This window comes from Pseudomonas sp. Ors-4-3C (assembly GCF_055755035.1).
Map to the genome: position 1 here is coordinate 4,000,112 of NZ_CM146900.1, position 15,817 is coordinate 4,015,928.

Consider the following 15,817-nt stretch of genomic DNA (forward strand, 5'->3'; position numbering starts at 1 on the left):
CTTACGTTATCCGAGGCAACAATGGCTGAACAAGGTTCGCCGCGCCGCTTTGCGCGCATTGATCGACTCCCCCCTTACGTTTTCAACATCACCGCCGAGCTGAAGATGGCCGCGCGGCGTCGTGGTGAAGACATCATCGACTTGAGCATGGGCAACCCCGACGGGGCCACACCGCCGCACATCGTCGAAAAACTGGTGCAGGTTGCCCAACGCGAAGACACCCACGGTTACTCCACGTCCAAGGGCATTCCGCGCCTGCGTCGGGCGATTTCCAACTGGTACAAGGAACGCTACGCGGTCGATATCGACCCGGAAAGCGAAGCCATTGTCACCATCGGTTCCAAGGAAGGCCTGGCGCACCTGATGCTGGCGACCCTGGATCAGGGCGACACGGTACTGGTGCCGAACCCGAGCTACCCGATTCACATCTACGGCGCAGTGATTGCCGGCGCTCAGGTGCGTTCGGTGCCGCTGGTGCCCGGCGTAGACTTTTTCGCTGAGCTGGAACGGGCCATCCGTGGCTCGATCCCGAAACCGAAGATGATGATCCTCGGTTTCCCGTCCAACCCCACCGCGCAGTGCGTGGAGCTGGATTTCTTCGAACGGGTGATCGCCCTCGCCAAGCAGTACGACGTACTGGTGGTGCACGACCTGGCTTACGCCGACATCGTCTATGACGGCTGGAAAGCCCCGTCGATCATGCAGGTGCCCGGCGCCAAGGACATCGCGGTGGAGTTTTTCACCCTGTCCAAGAGCTACAATATGGCCGGCTGGCGCATCGGCTTCATGGTCGGCAACCCGGAACTGGTCAACGCGCTGGCGCGGATCAAGAGCTACCACGACTACGGCACCTTCACCCCGCTGCAGGTGGCGGCGATTGCTGCGCTGGAAGGCGATCAGCAATGCGTGCGCGACATCGCCGAGCAGTATCGCCAGCGTCGCAACGTGCTGGTCAAAGGCCTGCATGAGCTGGGCTGGATGGTCGAGAACCCGAAGGCTTCGATGTACGTCTGGGCGAAGATTCCCGAAGCTTATGCGCATCTGGGTTCGCTGGAGTTCGCCAAGAAGCTGCTGGCCGAGGCCAAGGTCTGCGTCTCGCCGGGGGTGGGTTTTGGTGAGTATGGTGATGATCACGTGCGCTTCGCGCTGATCGAAAACCAGGACCGGATTCGTCAGGCGGTGCGCGGAATTCGCGGGATGTTCCGGGCGGATGGATTAGCACCGAAAGCCGTCTGACAACACGTCACACTGTTGGAGCGGGCTTGCCCGCGAATGCGGTGGTTCAGACAACATTGATGTCGACTGACACGACGCCTTCGCGGGCAAGCCCGCTCCCACAGGGGTAATGTATTGAGCCTGATACCGTCACCCACAAAAAAACCGCATCGCTGCGGTTTTTTTGCGTCTGCAAGAAGCTGCTTAGACGAACAGCGACAACAGCAGGATAAAGCCCAACGCAACCACCGACAGGATGGTTTCCATCGCGGTCCAGGTCTTGAAGGTTTCGGCCACGGTCATGTTGAAGTACTGCTTCACCAGCCAGAAACCGGCGTCGTTCACATGGGACAGGATCAGCGAGCCGGCGCCGGTGGCCAGCACCAGCAGTTCACGGTTGACGCCCGGGATCATCCCCACCACCGGCACCACGATGCCCGCGCCAGTGATGGTCGCCACGGTGGCCGAACCGGTGGCGATACGAATCACCGCCGCCACCAGCCACGCCAGCAGGATCGGCGAGATCTGCGCGCTGACCGCCATGTGGCCGATCACGTCGCCCACGCCGCTGGTCACCAGCATCTGCTTGAAGCCGCCACCGGCACCGATGATCAGGATGATCGCGGCGGTCGGCGCCAGGCTCGCGTCCAGCCACTTGAGGATCTGCTGCGAACCGATGCCCTGCTTGTGGCCAAAGGTGTACAGCGACAGCAGCAACGCCAGCAGCAGTGCGGAGATCGGGTGACCGATCATGTCCATCCAGGTGCGGAAGAAGTGACCGTCCGGCAGCGCCACGTCAGCGAAGGTTTTCAGCAGCATCAGGAACACCGGCAGCAGCACGGTGATCAGGGTGATGCTGAAGCTTGGCAGCTTGGCCGATTCGTCGTTCTCACGGGCCAGTTGATCGACCAGGTCCTGATTCGGCGTGCCGGGAATGTGCTTGGCAATGAACGTACCGAAGATCGGACCGGCAATGATTGCAGTCGGCAGTGCGACGATCAGACCGTAGAGAATGGTCTTGCCGATGTCGGCGCCAAATACCCCGATCGCAAGCAGCGGGCCCGGGTGCGGGGGCACCAGACCGTGTACCGCAGACAGGCCAGCGAGCAGCGGGATACCGATCTTGATGATCGACACACCGGTACGCCGGGCGACGATGAACACCAACGGAATCAGCAACACGAAGCCGATTTCGAAGAACAGCGGAATACCCACCAGGAACGCGGCGAACATCATCGCCCACTGGACCCTTTCCTTGCCGAAGGCGCGGATCAGGGTCTGGGCGATCTGATCGGCACCACCGGATTCGGCCATCATTTTGCCGAGCATGGTGCCCAGCGCAAGGATGATCCCGACGAAACCGAGCACGCCACCGAAGCCGTCCTGGAACGCCTTGATGATGGTGCCGATCGGCATGCCGGACGTCAGCCCGAGAAAGGCAGCGGCAATGGTCAGGGAGATGAAGGGGTGAATCTTGAACTTGGTAATCAGGACAATCAGCCCGATTACCGTGACCACTGCATCAAGCAGCAGAAACGTGTCGTGGGACATGCCAAACATTGGGGGTGTCTCCTGGCTTGTTGTTGTTATTAAAGCGGGTTGAACAGAAATCGTGAGGACTGCGCTATCTGCATGAACACACTCATACCGCCTGTTTCAGACCATGGGCCTGCCACCAGACGTGGGCTTGCGCGGCAAGCTCTTCAACACTGTGGATCGAAGCATTCAGCGCCAGGGTCAGCGGCTCGCCGACCGGCGATTCGAGGGTGGCGAACTGGCTTTCGATCAGCGTCGCCGGCATGAAGTGGCCCGGGCGATGCGATACACGGTCGGCGGCCACTTCCGGGGTCAGCTCCAGGAACACGAAGCCCAGGCCTGGCAAGGCACTGCGCAGCACTTCGCGATAACTGTGTTTGAGGGCCGAACAGGTCAGCACCGGACGCTCGCCAAGGGCGTCGACACGGCGCAGTTCATCGCACAGGCTGTCGAGCCAGCCGGCACGGTCGTCGTCGTTCAGGGGGATCCCCGCGCTCATCTTTTCGATGTTGGCGGCCGGATGAAAAGTATCGCCTTCAATGGCAGTGGCGCCGCTCAATTGGCACAGGGCCTCGCTGACGCACGTCTTGCCGCAACCGGCAACGCCCATGATGACCAGGGCGGTGATGGGATGACTCATATAACACCTCAGCGCGCAGACAGCGCTACCTTTGCTAGCTATGACTCTAGTGCACAGGCAGAAGTTGCCGACGCCTTCTTGTCGTTTTTTTGGGTTGCAGCAGGTTTGCGCCCCAACGCCAAAAAGCGAGATCAGGCAGGACCTCGCTTACGCATTTGCAGCTGCATCAGGACAGCGCTACCTTAGTGCCTTGATTTTTGTTTGGCAAGCCGCCCGATGACCACCCCTAAAAACGATAAAAACACTCGCACCACCGGCCGTCCCACCCTTAATGAAGTTGCCCGCCTCGCCGGCGTGAGCCCGATTACCGCCTCCCGTGCCCTGCGCGGAGTCAGCACCGTGGCCACCGAACTGGTGGAAAAAGTGCAGAAAGCCGCGCTCGAACTCAACTACGTGGTCAACCCTGCCGCCCGCGCATTGGCCTCGGCGCAGAGCCATTCGGTAGTGGTGCTGGTGCCGTCGCTGTCCAACCTGTTGTTCATCGATACGCTGGAAGCCATTCATCGGGTACTCACGCCCAAGGGCTTCGAAGTGCTGATCGGCAACTTCCACTACTCGCGCGATGAAGAAGAAAACCTGTTGCGCAACTACATGGCCTATCAGCCGCGCGGTTTGCTGCTGACCGGCTTCGACCGCACTGAAAGTTCGCGGCGGATGATCGAGGCCAGCAACATTCCCTGCGTGTACATGATGGAACTGGACAGCGCCGCCGGGGTGAATTGCGTGGGTTTCTCCCAGCTCAATGCCGGCGAAACCGCTGCCGAACATTTGCTCTCTCGTGGGCGCAAGCGTCTGGCCTACATCGGCGCACAACTCGATCAGCGCACTTTGTTGCGCGGCGAAGGTTTCCGCAAAGCCCTGCAAAAGGCCGGTCGCTACGACCCGGATCTGGAAGTGCTGACCCCACGTTCCTCGTCTGTTGGCCTGGGCGGCGAGCTGTTCCTGCAACTGCTGGCGGCGCATCCGGACGTTGATGCGATCTTCTTTGGTAACGACGATCTCGCGCAGGGTGCGCTGCTGGAAGCGTTGCGCAACGGGATCAGGATCCCCGAGCAGGTGGCGATCCTCGGCTTCAACGACTTGCCGATGTCCGAGCACATGGTGCCGCGCCTGAGCAGCATCAACACCCCGCGCGAGGCAATCGGCCGGCGTGCGGCGGAGCAGATGTTGACGTTGATGGCCGGCAACAGCGTGGCGCGACCGGTTGAGGATATGGGCTTCGAACTGAAGATTCGCGAGAGTACCTGATCCTTCCCAAATGCTGAGTTGAAACACACCCCCTGTAGGAGTGAGCCTGCTCGCGATAGCGGTGTGTCATTCAACACATGCATCGCCTGACACAACGCTATCGCGAGCAGGCTCACTCCTACAGGGGGTTTGTGTTGGGCTCAGTGGCCGAGCAATTCGACGAGGGCCAACGCGCCCTTCTGCAGCGGCTGGCTCTTGAGCCACACCGCGTGCACCGGCAGCACCAGGCCATTCTCGATATTGCGGAAATTCAGCCGCTTCAAGCGCCCGCTGTCCAGCCACGGCTGCACCACCGACAACGGAAAATTGCCCCAGCCCAGCCCTGCCTCGACCATCTCCAGCGCCGCCTCCAGGGTGTCGGTGCGCCAGTGCGATTCGGCCACCAGCGGTCGGGTCTCGCTGATCGGCAAGTCGCGGCTGGCGACGACGATCTGCCGCACGTGCACCAGGTCTTCGAGAAACAGATCCTGCCCCTGCAACAACGGACTGTCCGACGCCAGCGTGGCGATCATCCGTTCGCTGCCGACAAACTGAAAACGCTCCAGTACGTTCATGCTCAACCCGGCAAACGCCAGACAGACGCTGACGCGACCACTGTGCAGCAGCGCCAGCACGTCGTCCTGCGGTGCGGTCAGCACTTCGATATCGAGCAGCGGATGGCGCTCGGCAATCACCTTGATCGCGGCGAGCAAACGGCGCCGGTCGATATCCGCCACCACGCCAATCGACAACTTGCTCTCCAGCCCCAGCGACAACTCCACCGCGTGCACCTGCAGTTGCTTGAGCTGCTCGGCGATCAGCCGCGCATGCGGCACCAGTGACAGCGCCATCGCGGTCGGTTGGGGTTCGCGATGGCTGCGGTCGAACAAGGGATAGCCAAGCTCCGCCTCCAGATTGCCGATGCCCATGCTGACTGCCGAAGGCACACGGCCCAAAGCGCGGGCAGCAGCGGAGAACGAGCCACGCTCGATCACCGCCAGAAACAGTTCGATGCTGTCGCTGTTGAAATTCACTTCACCTACCTATCACCAAAACTGAAAGCTACTGACTTTTTCTGTCACGTCTATTGAAGCTATCTTTCGCCGTCTTCGCCAGCCCCGCTGGCAAAAACGTTGCAAGAAAGAGGCAAATCCCCATGCAAGGCGTCAAACGCAAACTGGTCTACGTGTCGCTCTACGAAGTGATCGGCATGACCTTCTCGGCCCTCGGTCTGGCGCTGTTGTCCGGCACTTCGCCCGGCAGCACAGGCCCGCTGGCGGTGATCATCACCACCATCGCGGTGACCTGGAATTTCATCTACACCTCGCTGTTCGAGCACTGGGAAAGCCGCCAGAAGTCGCGCACCCGCACGGTCAAACGGCGCATCGCCCACGCCGTGGGTTTTCAACTGACGCTGATCGTGTTCCTGATTCCGCTGATCGCCTGGTGGATGAACATCAGTCTGGTGCAGGCGTTCCTGCTGGATCTGGCACTGATCATCTTCATCCCGTGCTACACGTTTGCCTTCAACTGGCTGTTCGATCGCCTCTTCGGCTTGCCGGCCTCAGCGCTGCCCGATTCGGCCGCTGCGGCATAAATCGTTAATTCGTAAGCAGTTATTGCAAAAAATCGGCGGTATTCCCGGGAAAACCGCCGATATTCACAACCCATCCACTCCGGTAGCAGGCTAAGCTTTTCCATCAATAAAAAATGGATCAGCCGATGACTGCTCATGCCCCCGCCGCCGCGCAACGCGACGGCATCGACCCGATACGCGCCGCTGAGATTTCCGCCCGCATCGACCGCCTCCCTGCCGTCGCCACGATCTGGCGTCTGGTGGCGCTGTTGTCGATCGGCGGCTTCTTCGAACTCTACGACCTGTTCCAGACCGCCTACATCAGCCCAGGGCTGATCCGCGACGGGATCTTTGCCACCGGCAATCAGGGCGTGTTCGGTTTCTCCGATCAGGCGGCCTTCGCTTCCGCGACCTTCCTCGGCCTGTTCCTCGGCGCGAGCCTGCTCAGTCCGTTGGCTGACCGCTTCGGCCGCCGCGCAATCTTCACTTTTGCGCTGGTCTGGTACACGGTGGCCACGGTGCTGATGGGCGTTCAAAGCTCGGCGCTGGGCATTATCTGCATGCGTTTTCTGGTGGGCATCGGCCTCGGGATCGAGCTGGTGACCATCGACGCCTACCTCTCGGAGCTGGTGCCCAAACGCATGCGCAGTTCGGCGTTTGCCTTCGCGTTTTTCGTGCAGTTTCTCTCGGTGCCGGCGGTGGCACTCATGTCCTGGTGGCTGGTGCCGCAGGCGCCGTTCGGTGTGTCCGGCTGGCGTTGGGTGGTGTTGGCGAGTGCGGTGTTTGCGCTGTTCATCTGGTGGCTGCGCAAGCGTCTGCCGGAGTCGCCGCGCTGGCTGGCGCAGCATGGGCGGTTCGATGAAGCGAACAGAATTCTCGACAACATCGAAACACGCTGCGAGAAGGATCACCGCCAACCGCTGGATGCCCCCGAAGCCGTCCCGGTGGATGTCGAAGGCAAGGGTCGTTTCGCCGATATCTGGCAACCACCGTATCGCCGTCGGGCACTGATGCTGATCGTGTTTCACGTGTTCCAGGCGATCGGCTTCTTCGGTTTCGGCAATTGGTTGCCGGCGCTGCTTTCCGGCCAGGGCGTCAGCGTCACCCACAGCCTGATGTACGCGTTCATCATCACCCTCGCCTACCCGCTCGGGCCGTTGCTGTTCGTGAAGTTTGCCAACCGTTTCGAGAACAAATGGCAGATCGTCGGCTCGGCCCTCGGCGCGATGACCTTCGGCACTCTGTTCGCGTTGCAGACCAGCGCCTTCGGCCTGATCTTCTGCGGGGTGATGATCACCTTTTGCAATGCGTGGCTGAGCTTCAGTTATCACTCGTACCAGAGCGAACTGTTCCCGACCAACATCCGCGCCCGGGCGGTGGGCTTCTGTTATTCGTTCAGTCGCTTGTCGACGGTGTTCAGCAGCCTGTTGATCGGGCTGTTCCTCGACCACTTCGGCACGCCCGGGGTACTCGCGTTCATCGTCAGCAGCATGCTGATCGTGATGCTGACCATCGGCTGGTTCGGCCCGCGCACGCGCAATCTGGCGCTGGAAAACATTGCCCATCGCTGACGGCCGCACGGTCATCCTCTGCCGCCTGACGGCAAGGGATGACCGCTTTGTTGCGCATGCCGGAACAGCAACTCCTTGAAATAGCGGAATTTGCTGCAAAGGCACGGTAATTGCTCGGATACGACCGTCAGCAATTATCCAAAGGTCTCCATCATGATGTTGGTCAGTGCCAAACAGCAGCAACTCATCCACCTGCCCAAGCGGCTGGCGGAAGACGCGACCACGACCGCAGCTGCCGGTCTGCAAAGCGGCCTGCACGGCGCCATGCTGCAATCGCTGCAGAATCAGACCCAGTCGCAAGCCACCGATGCGACTTCAACGGTCCAGGATTCAGCCACGCAGATCGCTTCTCAGCAAGTGGCCGCCGCCACGCGTATCAGCGATAACGTCGACGAAGCCTTCGCCAAGACCCGCGTCGGCCTGCAAACCACCGACGCCACGGCGGCCGGCACCACCACCGGGACCTCGGCCACCGACGCGTTCAAGGACTACATGAGCAAGTCGCCGGAACAGCGTCTGCGCGACAGTGTCCTTCAGAGCATGGGCCTCACCGAAGACGACATCAAAGCCATGCCGCCGGAGAAGCAGCAGGCCATCGGCAAGGAGATCGCCGAGCGCCTGCAGGACAAGATGAAACTGGCGCAGTCGGACAAAGAAAACAGCAATGACGTCAAGGACAGCGACAAACTGGCGAACAAGTTTCTCGCTTCGCTGTGATCTGAAAGTTGCTTAGAAACCAATGTAGGAGTGAGCCTGCTCGCGATTGCGATACATCAGTTACTTATCCAGTGACTGATGTACCGCAATCGCGAGCAGGCTCACTCCTACAGTTGTTGATGGGTGTCAGTTCAGTTGCAACGTATCGTTGAACTGGCTGATCGCATCCACCACATGCCGTGATCCCTGCTGAATCTCCAGAATCACCTCCCCCGCCTCATTCGCCAGTTCCACACCCAGCCCGGTGCGGCTCAGGCTCGACTGCATGCTCGACACCGCACTCAGCGACAGGTCATGGTTTTTGCGCACCACTTCAACAATCTCCAGGGTCGCCTGACTGGTCCGCGCCGCAAGGCTGCGCACCTCATCCGCCACCACCGCAAACCCGCGCCCGTGCTCACCGGCCCGGGCCGCTTCAATCGCGGCGTTGAGCGCCAGCAGATTGGTCTGATCGGCGATCCCGCGAATGGTCTGGACGATGCTGCCGATGATGTCCGACTGTTTGCTCACCGCATCGATGCTCAGCGCCGCTTCGTTGAGGTCGCGGGAAATGTCCTGAATGATTTGCACGGTTTGCTGCACCACCTGTGAGCCTTTTTGCGCGCAGGCGTCGTTTTGTACCGAAGTGCTGTGGGCCGATTCCGCGGCGTTCTGCAAGGTAGTCATCTGCTGGGTGATGTCGCTGGCGAACTTCACCACTTTGTACAAACGGCCCTTGGTGTCGAACAGCGGGTTGTACGAGGCTTCGAGATAAACCATCTGCCCGGACTTGTTCTTGCGCTCGAAACGGTGCGAGTGATATTCGCCGCGATTGAGCGATGCCCAGAATGCCTTGTATTGCGCCGACTCGGATTCGGCACGGTGGCAGAACATACTGTGGTGATGACCAACGATTTCGTTGAGCGAGTACTGCATGGTTTTCAGAAAGTTGTCATTGGCGGTAATCACATTGCCTTCCGGGGTGAACTCGATCACCGCCATCGAACGGCTGATCGCCGCCAGCATGCTTTCTTCTTCGTGCTCTTTGTTGACCCGGGCGGTGATGTCCGCCGCGACCTTGATGACACTTTTGACTTGTTTGTCCGGGCCGTACACAGGCATGTAACTGGCTTCGAGCCAGATTTCCCTGCCGCTCTTGTTCAAGCGCAGGAACGTGCCGCTGATCGGTTCACCCCGGGCCAGATCGCGCCACAACTTTGCGTATTCCTCACTGCGGTAAAACGCTTCTTCACAAAAGATCCGATGATGTTTGCCGCGCACTTCCTCGGCGCTGTAACCCATGGTCTTGCAGAAGTTTTCGTTGGCATCCAGAACAATGCCTTCGGGGGTAAATTCGATCATCGCCATCGAACGGCTGATCGCTTCGAGCTTGGCGTTGGCTTCGGTCAAGGCGCAGCTGAAACGCTCGATTTCCTGCAGGTCAGCCTTGTGATGTAGGTTGAACATGGTTGTATCACCTTCCGCGCGGTCTTTTGATTTGATGAAAGTCAGGTCTTTCAGAATCCACCACTACGTTCCACAGAACAGGCACACGCATTCCTCCACGGGAGGAAGTTGTCAGGTGATAAATGATGTTCAATCGGAGTGTCCATGACGCGACGCTCTAATCAAGACATCCTTCTCTTGATAGCCCAGCAGCGGGCCAGCCCTAACGTGCAGAAAACTTCCATGTACAACTTGCTCCTTGTTGGTTCAGTGTCCGGTGCCTTGGGTTGCGCACTCTGGCAGCGTTGAAATCACGGCTAACCGATGACGGTCGACATAGTTAGTTACAGCTAGCATAGCCAGCGCCATGCCGTGCGCAAGGCCACTAGTCGGCCAGTATCTGGCACTTTTTGCACAAGAAACGGTTCAGCGAGCTGTCACGACTGCCGTCTCCGCCACCAGATCCAGCAACGCCTGCACCGCCGCTGGCGGCGTCTGCCCCGCAGGCAGCACCAGCGAAAAGACCCGTTCGATACGTGGCTGCAAGGCAATCACGCGCAAGCCCTGGCGCTCGGCCGGCAAGGTCATTTCCGGCACCAGGGTCACGCCGAGGTTTTCCCGCACCAACTTGAAGGCGCTGCTCCATTCGCGCACCTCGACCCGCACGTCCTGCAGCTGCAACCCGGCTTCGGCGGCGAGGCTGCGGGCGTTGGTCGAGCAGCCACCAGTGGCCAGCACAAAGGGCAGCGCCGTCAGTTCTTGCAGGCTGACGCCCTGCTCGGTTCCTCGCAGTGCCAGCGGATGCCCTGCCGGCACCACCGCTACCCATTCATCCCGACCCAATGGCCCGGCATTGCGCTCGGGCGCCGGGTTGAGCACCACGCCGACATCCACCAGACCGGCCGCGAGCAGGGTTTCGACCTCATCGTCGCTGACCTCCAGCGCCACCACTTCGATTCCCGGGTACAGCCGATTGAACTGGCGCAGCAGCGGCGGCAGAAAACTCGCCAGCACCATGGGGAAACTCGCCAGGCGGATCGTCCCGCGCAGCATCGGGCGAACGCTGTCGACAGTCTGGCGAATGGTCTCCAGTGCACCGAGCATCAGCCGCGCCTGTTCGATCACCGGCAAGCCAATGGCGGTGGGCAAGGTCTGGCGGCTTTCGCGGCTGAACAGCTGCACGCCGAGGGTTTCCTCCATCAGCGCCAAAGCCTGGCTGGCGCCGGACTGGGTCATGCCGACCCGCTCGGCCGCGCGGGTGATGTTGCCGTGATCGGCGACGGCGACCACCAGCCGCCAATGCATCAGGTTCATCATGCCAGTAGCTGTCCTTATGGCAGGTTTCTGAAAGATTAATTTTACCGAGGGTGCGGCGCACTATGACACTGGCGCCAAATCCCTACCAGAGAACTGCCGATGAAGCTGTATTACGCCCCGCAAGCCTGTTCGCTGGCGCCGCACATTGTGTTGCGCGAACTGAACCTGCCCTTCGTGCTGATCCGCGTCGAAAACCGCAGCAAGCGCACGGCCAGCGGCGAAGACTTTCTTGCGATCAACCCCAAGGGTTACGTCGCGGCACTGCAACTGGACAACGGCGCGGTACTGACCGAGGGGGCGGTGATCCTGCAGTATCTGGCGGATCTGCAACCGCAATCAGGGCTGGCTCCGGCGCCCGGCAGTTTTGAACGGCTGCGTTTGCAGGAGTGGTTGAATTTCATTTCGAGCGAGATCCACGGCGGCTTCGGCGCGCTGTTTGATGAGCGTCTGCCGGCCGAACCGATCAAGGAGAAGTTGTTCAAGCGTTTTGCCGTATTGGTCGCGGTGCTGGAGCGGCAGGAGTATCTGCTGCCGAGCGGTTTTAGCGTCGCGGATGCGTTGTTGTTTGTGGTGTTGCGCTGGGCCGGGTTGTTCGGGATCGAGCTAGCGCAGTGGCCGGCGCTGGCGCGGTTTCAGGCGCGGATTGAGCGGCGGCCGACCGTGGTGGCGGCGCTGGCGGCGGAAGCGGTGTAGGTCTTTAGATCATTCGCGAGCAAGCTCGCTCCCACACTGGATTCGGGCAAGCCACAGACCCAGTGTGGGAGCGAGCTTGCTCGCGAAGGCGTCCGTTCAAACAACGCAGATCAACCGGCAGAAACTCAAAGCCCCGCCGTCACCTTGCTCGCCACCTCCCCCGGCACCCACGCCTTCCACACCTGCGGCTGATCGCGCAAAAACGCTTCGGCGACCTGTCGCGGTGGCTGGCGCTTTTCGCTCATGCCGGCCAGGGTCTGGTTCAGCAGATCGATCGGCAAATCGACTTTCTCGAAGAACGACACCAGTTCCGGATACTGCGCCTTGAACGGTGCCGACACGCCAATCGCCAGGCTTGCGGGCATCGAGCGGGTGCCCTTTGGATTCGGGTTGTTGGCATCGGCCAGGGTCTTCCAGGCTTCGGCATCGAACGGCGGCTCTTCGAGCTTCACCAGTTTGAATCGACCGAGCAGCGGTGTCGGCGACCAGTAGTAGAACAGCACCGGTTTGCCGCGTTTGATCGACGACGCCACCTCGGCATCCAGCGCCGCGCCGGAGCCGGTGCGGAAGTTGACGTAGCTGTCGGTCAGCGCATAGGCCTTGAGCTTCTGGCTGTTGACGATCTCCGAAGTCCAGCCGGTCGGGCTGTTGAGGAAGCGTCCACAGCGCGGGTCTTCCGGGTCGCGGAACACGTCCTTGTAGCGCGGCAGATCGGCCACCGATTTCAGCTCCGGGGCCAACGGTTTGATTCCGCGTTCGGGATCGCCCTTGATCACGTATTCCGGCACCCACCAGCCCTCGGTCGCGCCTTTGACCGTATCGCCCAGACCGAAGACCTTGCCTGCATTGGCCGCCTTGACCCACGCCGGACTGCGCCCGGCCCATTCCTCGCCGATCACCTGAATGTCGTTTTTCGCCAGCGCCGCTTCCAGGCTGACGGTGCTGCCCGGCAGCGTATCGGTCGGGTAGCCGTAGCCTTTTTCGACGATCAGGCGCAGCACTTCGGTGATGAAACTGCCGCTCTCCCAAGTGATGTCACCGAAGTGGATCGGTGCGGTTTTTTCCGCCGCCGAAACAGCGCCGACGCTCAGGCTCAGCGCCAGTAACGAACGGCCGAGCAGGGTTTTGATCGATCTCATGCGGACCTCTTGTCTGTCAGGATTTGGTTGGCGCTGTGGCGGTCGCACAGGGCCTGGGAGCGGGTCATGTAAACGCTGACCGAACGTTGCGAGATGCCCAGTTCGGCGGCGATTTGCGGGTAGGTCAGGCCATCGATCCGCGCCAGCAGAAAGGTCGAGCGGACTTTGCCCGGCAGGCGTTGCAGGCTGTGATCGAGGCGCTTGAGGGTCTGGCTCAGTTGGGCGATTTCTTCAGGCGAGAGCGCGACCTCGACGTCGATCTGCTGCGCATGCCGGCGCTCCAGATCCGCCCGGCGCCAGCGCTGATAAAGCAAGCGCTGAGCAATCGTGGTGAGCATGGCGCGGGGTTCACGAATCGCCGTGATACTGGGCGCCTGAAGCAATTGCGCGAAGGTTTCGGCAGCGATGTCTTCCGCGCCTGCGGCGTCGTGCAGCTGTCGGCGCAGGTGAGTGCACAGCCAGCGGTAGTGGGCGCGGAACAGAGCGTCGAGATGATTGCGATGAGCGGTGTCGGCGCCGGACATAAGGGCTCCTGGGTAAGGGTCGCTGAATGTCCGGTGATCCGGTGGCGCGATCCTAGCAAGGCGCCTTATGCATTAATAATATTTATATTTCATTTTTATATTCTTTTTGGATATATAAGAGCAAACAGATCGCAGCCTTCGGCAGCTCCTACAATTGGAAAGCGTTCAACCTGTAGGAGCTGCCGAAGGCTGCGATCTTTAGCGCAAGCGGCCATAGCCCAATTCTTCAGCCTCACGCAGATAGTCGAGCACAACCCGATAATCACTTTCGCTGGCCGCCAGCACCTCAGGCAATCCCAACGTCTGTGCAACATCCGGCAGCTCACGCAACGCCCGATTCATCACCCGGCGCAACTGTTCGATCTGCTCATCCGTGGCAATCGCGGCGGTGATAAAAGGCAAGGTCGGGCTGAGCGCAGTGCGTGCCACAACTCGCAATCCAGTGACTTCTTCAGGCGCATGCCGAGCGAAGTACGCATAGGTCACGCTGTCGATCGCCGCCAGATCAGCGCGCCCCTCACGCACCCAACGCAGACTCTCGCGGTGCGCGCCACTGATGCCGACCGCGCCGAAGAACTGCCCGTCGCGGTGCAGCGGCGCCAGACAATGGCGCAACAGGTTCATGCCGCTGTTGGAGTCGTCACTGTTGATCACCCCGCGACTGCCACAAAAATCCGCCAGGGTTTCGCGCGAATCGTCAGCACGGCTGAGAATCAGGCTGCAATGATTGCCGGCAGTGGCGTCGGGCAATTCGTAGCGCGGGCGACCGACGATGCGTACCTGATCGCGCAGCAAAGTCATCAGGGGATAGCCGCAGGTTTGGGTCAGCAGCAGATCCGGGGATAACCAGAGTTCGGGGAGCGACAGTCTGGCGGCGTTCAAGCGGGAGTGGCCGAGGTGTTCGAGGATGCGGGTGATCCAGCGTTCATTGGCCGCGCGGATGGGTTCGGCGGCGGTGTACATCAGCAGTTCGAGATGGTGTTGGGTCATACACGTTATTTCCCTGCAAATACTTACCCCTGTGGGAGCGGCGGTGCGACGATTCGACTTGCTCGCGAAAGCGGTGTGTCAGACACCAGACATGCCACTGTTCTACCGCATTCGCGAGCAAGCCCGCTCCCACAGGGGTTTTGTGGTGTTCTTGAGATTAGTGGAAGGGATGCTGCGGACTGTCGATCGGCCTCAACCCGTGCTGCCGCCACAACTGCCCATAACCCTGCACCAGAAACCCGCCACTGCGCGCCACCCATTGCTCGCGGCGCATGCGGTAGGCCTGGGGCAAGTCGTACCACGCCAGTCCCGGCAGGTCGTGGTGCACCAGATGAAAATTCAGATTCAGAAACAGCCAGCGCCACGGCCAGCCGGCCTCGTTGAGCACCGTGCGCTGTTCCGGTTGTGCATGCGGACGGTGTTCATAGTAGGAGCGGATCATCGCGATCGACAGTGCCGGTACGCTGATCAGCAGCAGGTAATGCCAGACCGGCAGCACGCTGTAGCGGGCGATGAACCACAGCATCAGTACAGTCATGGCTCCGTGGGTCAGCCACATGAGCCAGGCCTGACGCTCGCGGTTTTTCAGCCGTTGCAGTTCTTCGGCGGCCAGCGCGATCAATCCCAGCGGAGCACCAATGATGAACCGGCCGATTACGGTTTTATTCAGCCAGTGCAGGCTGCGTTCGAACAGCGAACTGCCCTGCCAGCGTGCTGCCGTGAGGTAGCGACTTTCCGGATCAATACCGGGCACGGTCAGGTCTTCATCGCGGTGATGCAGCAGGTGGCTGTCGCGGTAGAGCGTGTACGGATACCACACCGCAAACGGCGCATAACCGAGGACTTTGTTGAACCGCACCGAGCGGGTCGGATGCCCATGCAGCAATTCATGCTGAACCGACAGCCACAGCACCAGCAACGGAATCAGCAACAAGGTGCTCAAGCCGCGACCCAGCCAGGCGCTATTGAGGATGATGGTGAACCAGCCGCCATACACGCCGATCAACAGTAGCCACGTTGGCCACTCGGTGCGGGCGGTGAAGCGCTGGCGCAGGGTTTCGATCTGCTGGCGATGGTCGGCGTCGAAGTAATTCGGCATGGCGTGGCTCGGAACGGGAATCTTCCCCTTCTGTGCAACGAAGCCGAGCAATCTTGCAGATTATTTTTGCGTTGAAACGGGAGCCCGGCGGACGAGCTCCCGAAGGACGGGATCAATGACCGAAAATATCGACCTTCTTGGCTTTCTT

Annotated in this window: 15 protein-coding genes and 1 pseudogene; 6 read left to right on the top strand and 10 right to left on the bottom strand. The window is 60.6% G+C overall.

Going from position 1 to position 15,817, the window contains the following annotated elements; translation table 11 throughout:
• Nucleotides 1-21 precede the first annotated feature (21 nt).
• Complete coding sequence (gene alaC, locus ACVHNU_RS18050) at nucleotides 22-1,236, top strand: alanine transaminase (protein ID WP_003227374.1); 1,215 nt, start codon at nucleotides 22-24, stop codon at nucleotides 1,234-1,236.
• Between the two features lie 183 nt (nucleotides 1,237-1,419).
• Here alaC and ACVHNU_RS18055 read toward each other — a convergent pair whose 3' ends face one another.
• Both ACVHNU_RS18055 and ACVHNU_RS18060 read right to left on the bottom strand, forming a co-directional pair.
• Nucleotides 1,420-2,775, bottom strand: coding sequence for a GntP family permease (locus tag ACVHNU_RS18055; RefSeq protein ID WP_201136783.1), 1,356 nt, complete (start codon nucleotides 2,773-2,775; stop codon nucleotides 1,420-1,422).
• An 82-nt stretch (nucleotides 2,776-2,857) separates the two neighbouring features.
• Complete coding sequence (locus ACVHNU_RS18060; protein ID WP_003227379.1) at nucleotides 2,858-3,391, bottom strand: gluconokinase; 534 nt, start codon at nucleotides 3,389-3,391, stop codon at nucleotides 2,858-2,860.
• Nucleotides 3,392-3,607: 216 nt separating this feature from the next.
• Between ACVHNU_RS18060 and gntR the strand changes: the two genes are divergently transcribed.
• A complete protein-coding gene (gntR, locus tag ACVHNU_RS18065; RefSeq protein WP_045122601.1) occupies nucleotides 3,608-4,639 on the top strand; it encodes an HTH-type transcriptional regulator GntR in 1,032 nt (343 codons plus the stop codon).
• A gap of 140 nt (nucleotides 4,640-4,779) precedes the next feature.
• Here gntR and ACVHNU_RS18070 read toward each other — a convergent pair whose 3' ends face one another.
• Entirely contained in the window at nucleotides 4,780-5,652 is an 873-nt protein-coding gene (locus tag ACVHNU_RS18070) for a LysR family transcriptional regulator (RefSeq protein ID WP_473017989.1), read from the bottom strand.
• A gap of 122 nt (nucleotides 5,653-5,774) precedes the next feature.
• Here ACVHNU_RS18070 and ACVHNU_RS18075 point away from each other — a divergent pair, with 122 nt between their 5' ends.
• The 3 genes from ACVHNU_RS18075 (at nucleotide 5,775) to ACVHNU_RS18085 (ending at nucleotide 8,482) form a co-directional block, all read left to right on the top strand.
• The gene (locus tag ACVHNU_RS18075) at nucleotides 5,775-6,215 is read left to right on the top strand and encodes a PACE efflux transporter (protein ID WP_003227382.1); all 441 of its coding nucleotides are present in this window, start codon (nucleotides 5,775-5,777) and stop codon (nucleotides 6,213-6,215) included.
• Nucleotides 6,216-6,340: 125 nt separating this feature from the next.
• Nucleotides 6,341-7,765, top strand: coding sequence for an MFS transporter (locus tag ACVHNU_RS18080; RefSeq protein ID WP_103486039.1), 1,425 nt, complete (start codon nucleotides 6,341-6,343; stop codon nucleotides 7,763-7,765).
• A 156-nt stretch (nucleotides 7,766-7,921) separates the two neighbouring features.
• Entirely contained in the window at nucleotides 7,922-8,482 is a 561-nt protein-coding gene (locus tag ACVHNU_RS18085) for a hypothetical protein (protein ID WP_473020083.1), read from the top strand.
• Between the two features lie 126 nt (nucleotides 8,483-8,608).
• Here ACVHNU_RS18085 and ACVHNU_RS18090 read toward each other — a convergent pair whose 3' ends face one another.
• The 3 genes and pseudogenes from ACVHNU_RS18090 to ACVHNU_RS18100 form a co-directional block, all read right to left on the bottom strand.
• On the bottom strand, nucleotides 8,609-9,148 hold the full coding sequence (locus ACVHNU_RS18090) for a methyl-accepting chemotaxis protein (protein WP_400497918.1): 540 nt from the start codon (nucleotides 9,146-9,148) through the stop codon (nucleotides 8,609-8,611).
• A gap of 3 nt (nucleotides 9,149-9,151) precedes the next feature.
• Nucleotides 9,152-9,928: pseudogene (locus ACVHNU_RS18095) on the bottom strand (PAS domain-containing protein); the annotation flags it as partial.
• A 405-nt stretch (nucleotides 9,929-10,333) separates the two neighbouring features.
• Nucleotides 10,334-11,224 carry a LysR family transcriptional regulator gene (locus tag ACVHNU_RS18100; protein WP_473017991.1) on the bottom strand — a complete coding sequence of 297 codons (891 nt, stop codon included), beginning with the start codon at nucleotides 11,222-11,224 and terminating at the stop codon, nucleotides 10,334-10,336.
• Between the two features lie 99 nt (nucleotides 11,225-11,323).
• Between ACVHNU_RS18100 and gstA the strand changes: the two genes are divergently transcribed.
• Nucleotides 11,324-11,917, top strand: coding sequence for a glutathione transferase GstA (gstA, locus tag ACVHNU_RS18105; RefSeq protein WP_473017992.1), 594 nt, complete (start codon nucleotides 11,324-11,326; stop codon nucleotides 11,915-11,917).
• Between the two features lie 125 nt (nucleotides 11,918-12,042).
• Here the strand turns inward: gstA and ACVHNU_RS18110 are convergent, their stop codons facing one another.
• The 4 genes from ACVHNU_RS18110 to ACVHNU_RS18125 all read right to left on the bottom strand — a co-directional run bounded on the left by ACVHNU_RS18110 (nucleotide 12,043) and on the right by ACVHNU_RS18125 (nucleotide 15,669).
• On the bottom strand, nucleotides 12,043-13,056 hold the full coding sequence (locus ACVHNU_RS18110) for an ABC transporter substrate-binding protein (protein WP_473017993.1): 1,014 nt from the start codon (nucleotides 13,054-13,056) through the stop codon (nucleotides 12,043-12,045).
• The gene (locus ACVHNU_RS18115; protein WP_473017994.1) at nucleotides 13,053-13,580 is read right to left on the bottom strand and encodes a sigma-70 family RNA polymerase sigma factor; all 528 of its coding nucleotides are present in this window, start codon (nucleotides 13,578-13,580) and stop codon (nucleotides 13,053-13,055) included. Before ACVHNU_RS18115 ends, ACVHNU_RS18110 begins: the two co-directional genes overlap by 4 nt.
• A 198-nt stretch (nucleotides 13,581-13,778) precedes the next feature.
• Nucleotides 13,779-14,570 carry a phosphate/phosphite/phosphonate ABC transporter substrate-binding protein gene (locus ACVHNU_RS18120; protein WP_473017995.1) on the bottom strand — a complete coding sequence of 264 codons (792 nt, stop codon included), beginning with the start codon at nucleotides 14,568-14,570 and terminating at the stop codon, nucleotides 13,779-13,781.
• A 157-nt stretch (nucleotides 14,571-14,727) separates the two neighbouring features.
• On the bottom strand, nucleotides 14,728-15,669 hold the full coding sequence (locus ACVHNU_RS18125; RefSeq protein WP_473017996.1) for a fatty acid desaturase: 942 nt from the start codon (nucleotides 15,667-15,669) through the stop codon (nucleotides 14,728-14,730).
• Between the last annotated feature and the right edge of the window lie 148 nt (nucleotides 15,670-15,817).

What these genes read in the sequence shown, in the direction of transcription:
- ACVHNU_RS18120 (WP_473017995.1), bottom strand. Translation starts at nt 14,570, where the DNA reads ATGACCCAACACCATCTCGAACTGCTGATGTACACCGCCGCCGAACCC.
- ACVHNU_RS18090 (WP_400497918.1), bottom strand. Translation starts at nt 9,148, where the DNA reads ATGACTACCTTGCAGAACGCCGCGGAATCGGCCCACAGCACTTCGGTA.
- ACVHNU_RS18060 (WP_003227379.1), bottom strand. Translation starts at nt 3,391, where the DNA reads ATGAGTCATCCCATCACCGCCCTGGTCATCATGGGCGTTGCCGGTTGC.
- ACVHNU_RS18080 (WP_103486039.1), top strand. Translation starts at nt 6,341, where the DNA reads ATGACTGCTCATGCCCCCGCCGCCGCGCAACGCGACGGCATCGACCCG.
- ACVHNU_RS18055 (WP_201136783.1), bottom strand. Translation starts at nt 2,775, where the DNA reads ATGTTTGGCATGTCCCACGACACGTTTCTGCTGCTTGATGCAGTGGTC.
- ACVHNU_RS18110 (WP_473017993.1), bottom strand. Translation starts at nt 13,056, where the DNA reads ATGAGATCGATCAAAACCCTGCTCGGCCGTTCGTTACTGGCGCTGAGC.
- ACVHNU_RS18085 (WP_473020083.1), top strand. Translation starts at nt 7,922, where the DNA reads ATGTTGGTCAGTGCCAAACAGCAGCAACTCATCCACCTGCCCAAGCGG.
- ACVHNU_RS18100 (WP_473017991.1), bottom strand. Translation starts at nt 11,224, where the DNA reads ATGATGAACCTGATGCATTGGCGGCTGGTGGTCGCCGTCGCCGATCAC.
- alaC (WP_003227374.1), top strand. Translation starts at nt 22, where the DNA reads ATGGCTGAACAAGGTTCGCCGCGCCGCTTTGCGCGCATTGATCGACTC.
- gntR (WP_045122601.1), top strand. Translation starts at nt 3,608, where the DNA reads ATGACCACCCCTAAAAACGATAAAAACACTCGCACCACCGGCCGTCCC.
- gstA (WP_473017992.1), top strand. Translation starts at nt 11,324, where the DNA reads ATGAAGCTGTATTACGCCCCGCAAGCCTGTTCGCTGGCGCCGCACATT.
- ACVHNU_RS18125 (WP_473017996.1), bottom strand. Translation starts at nt 15,669, where the DNA reads ATGCCGAATTACTTCGACGCCGACCATCGCCAGCAGATCGAAACCCTG.
- ACVHNU_RS18075 (WP_003227382.1), top strand. Translation starts at nt 5,775, where the DNA reads ATGCAAGGCGTCAAACGCAAACTGGTCTACGTGTCGCTCTACGAAGTG.
- ACVHNU_RS18115 (WP_473017994.1), bottom strand. Translation starts at nt 13,580, where the DNA reads ATGTCCGGCGCCGACACCGCTCATCGCAATCATCTCGACGCTCTGTTC.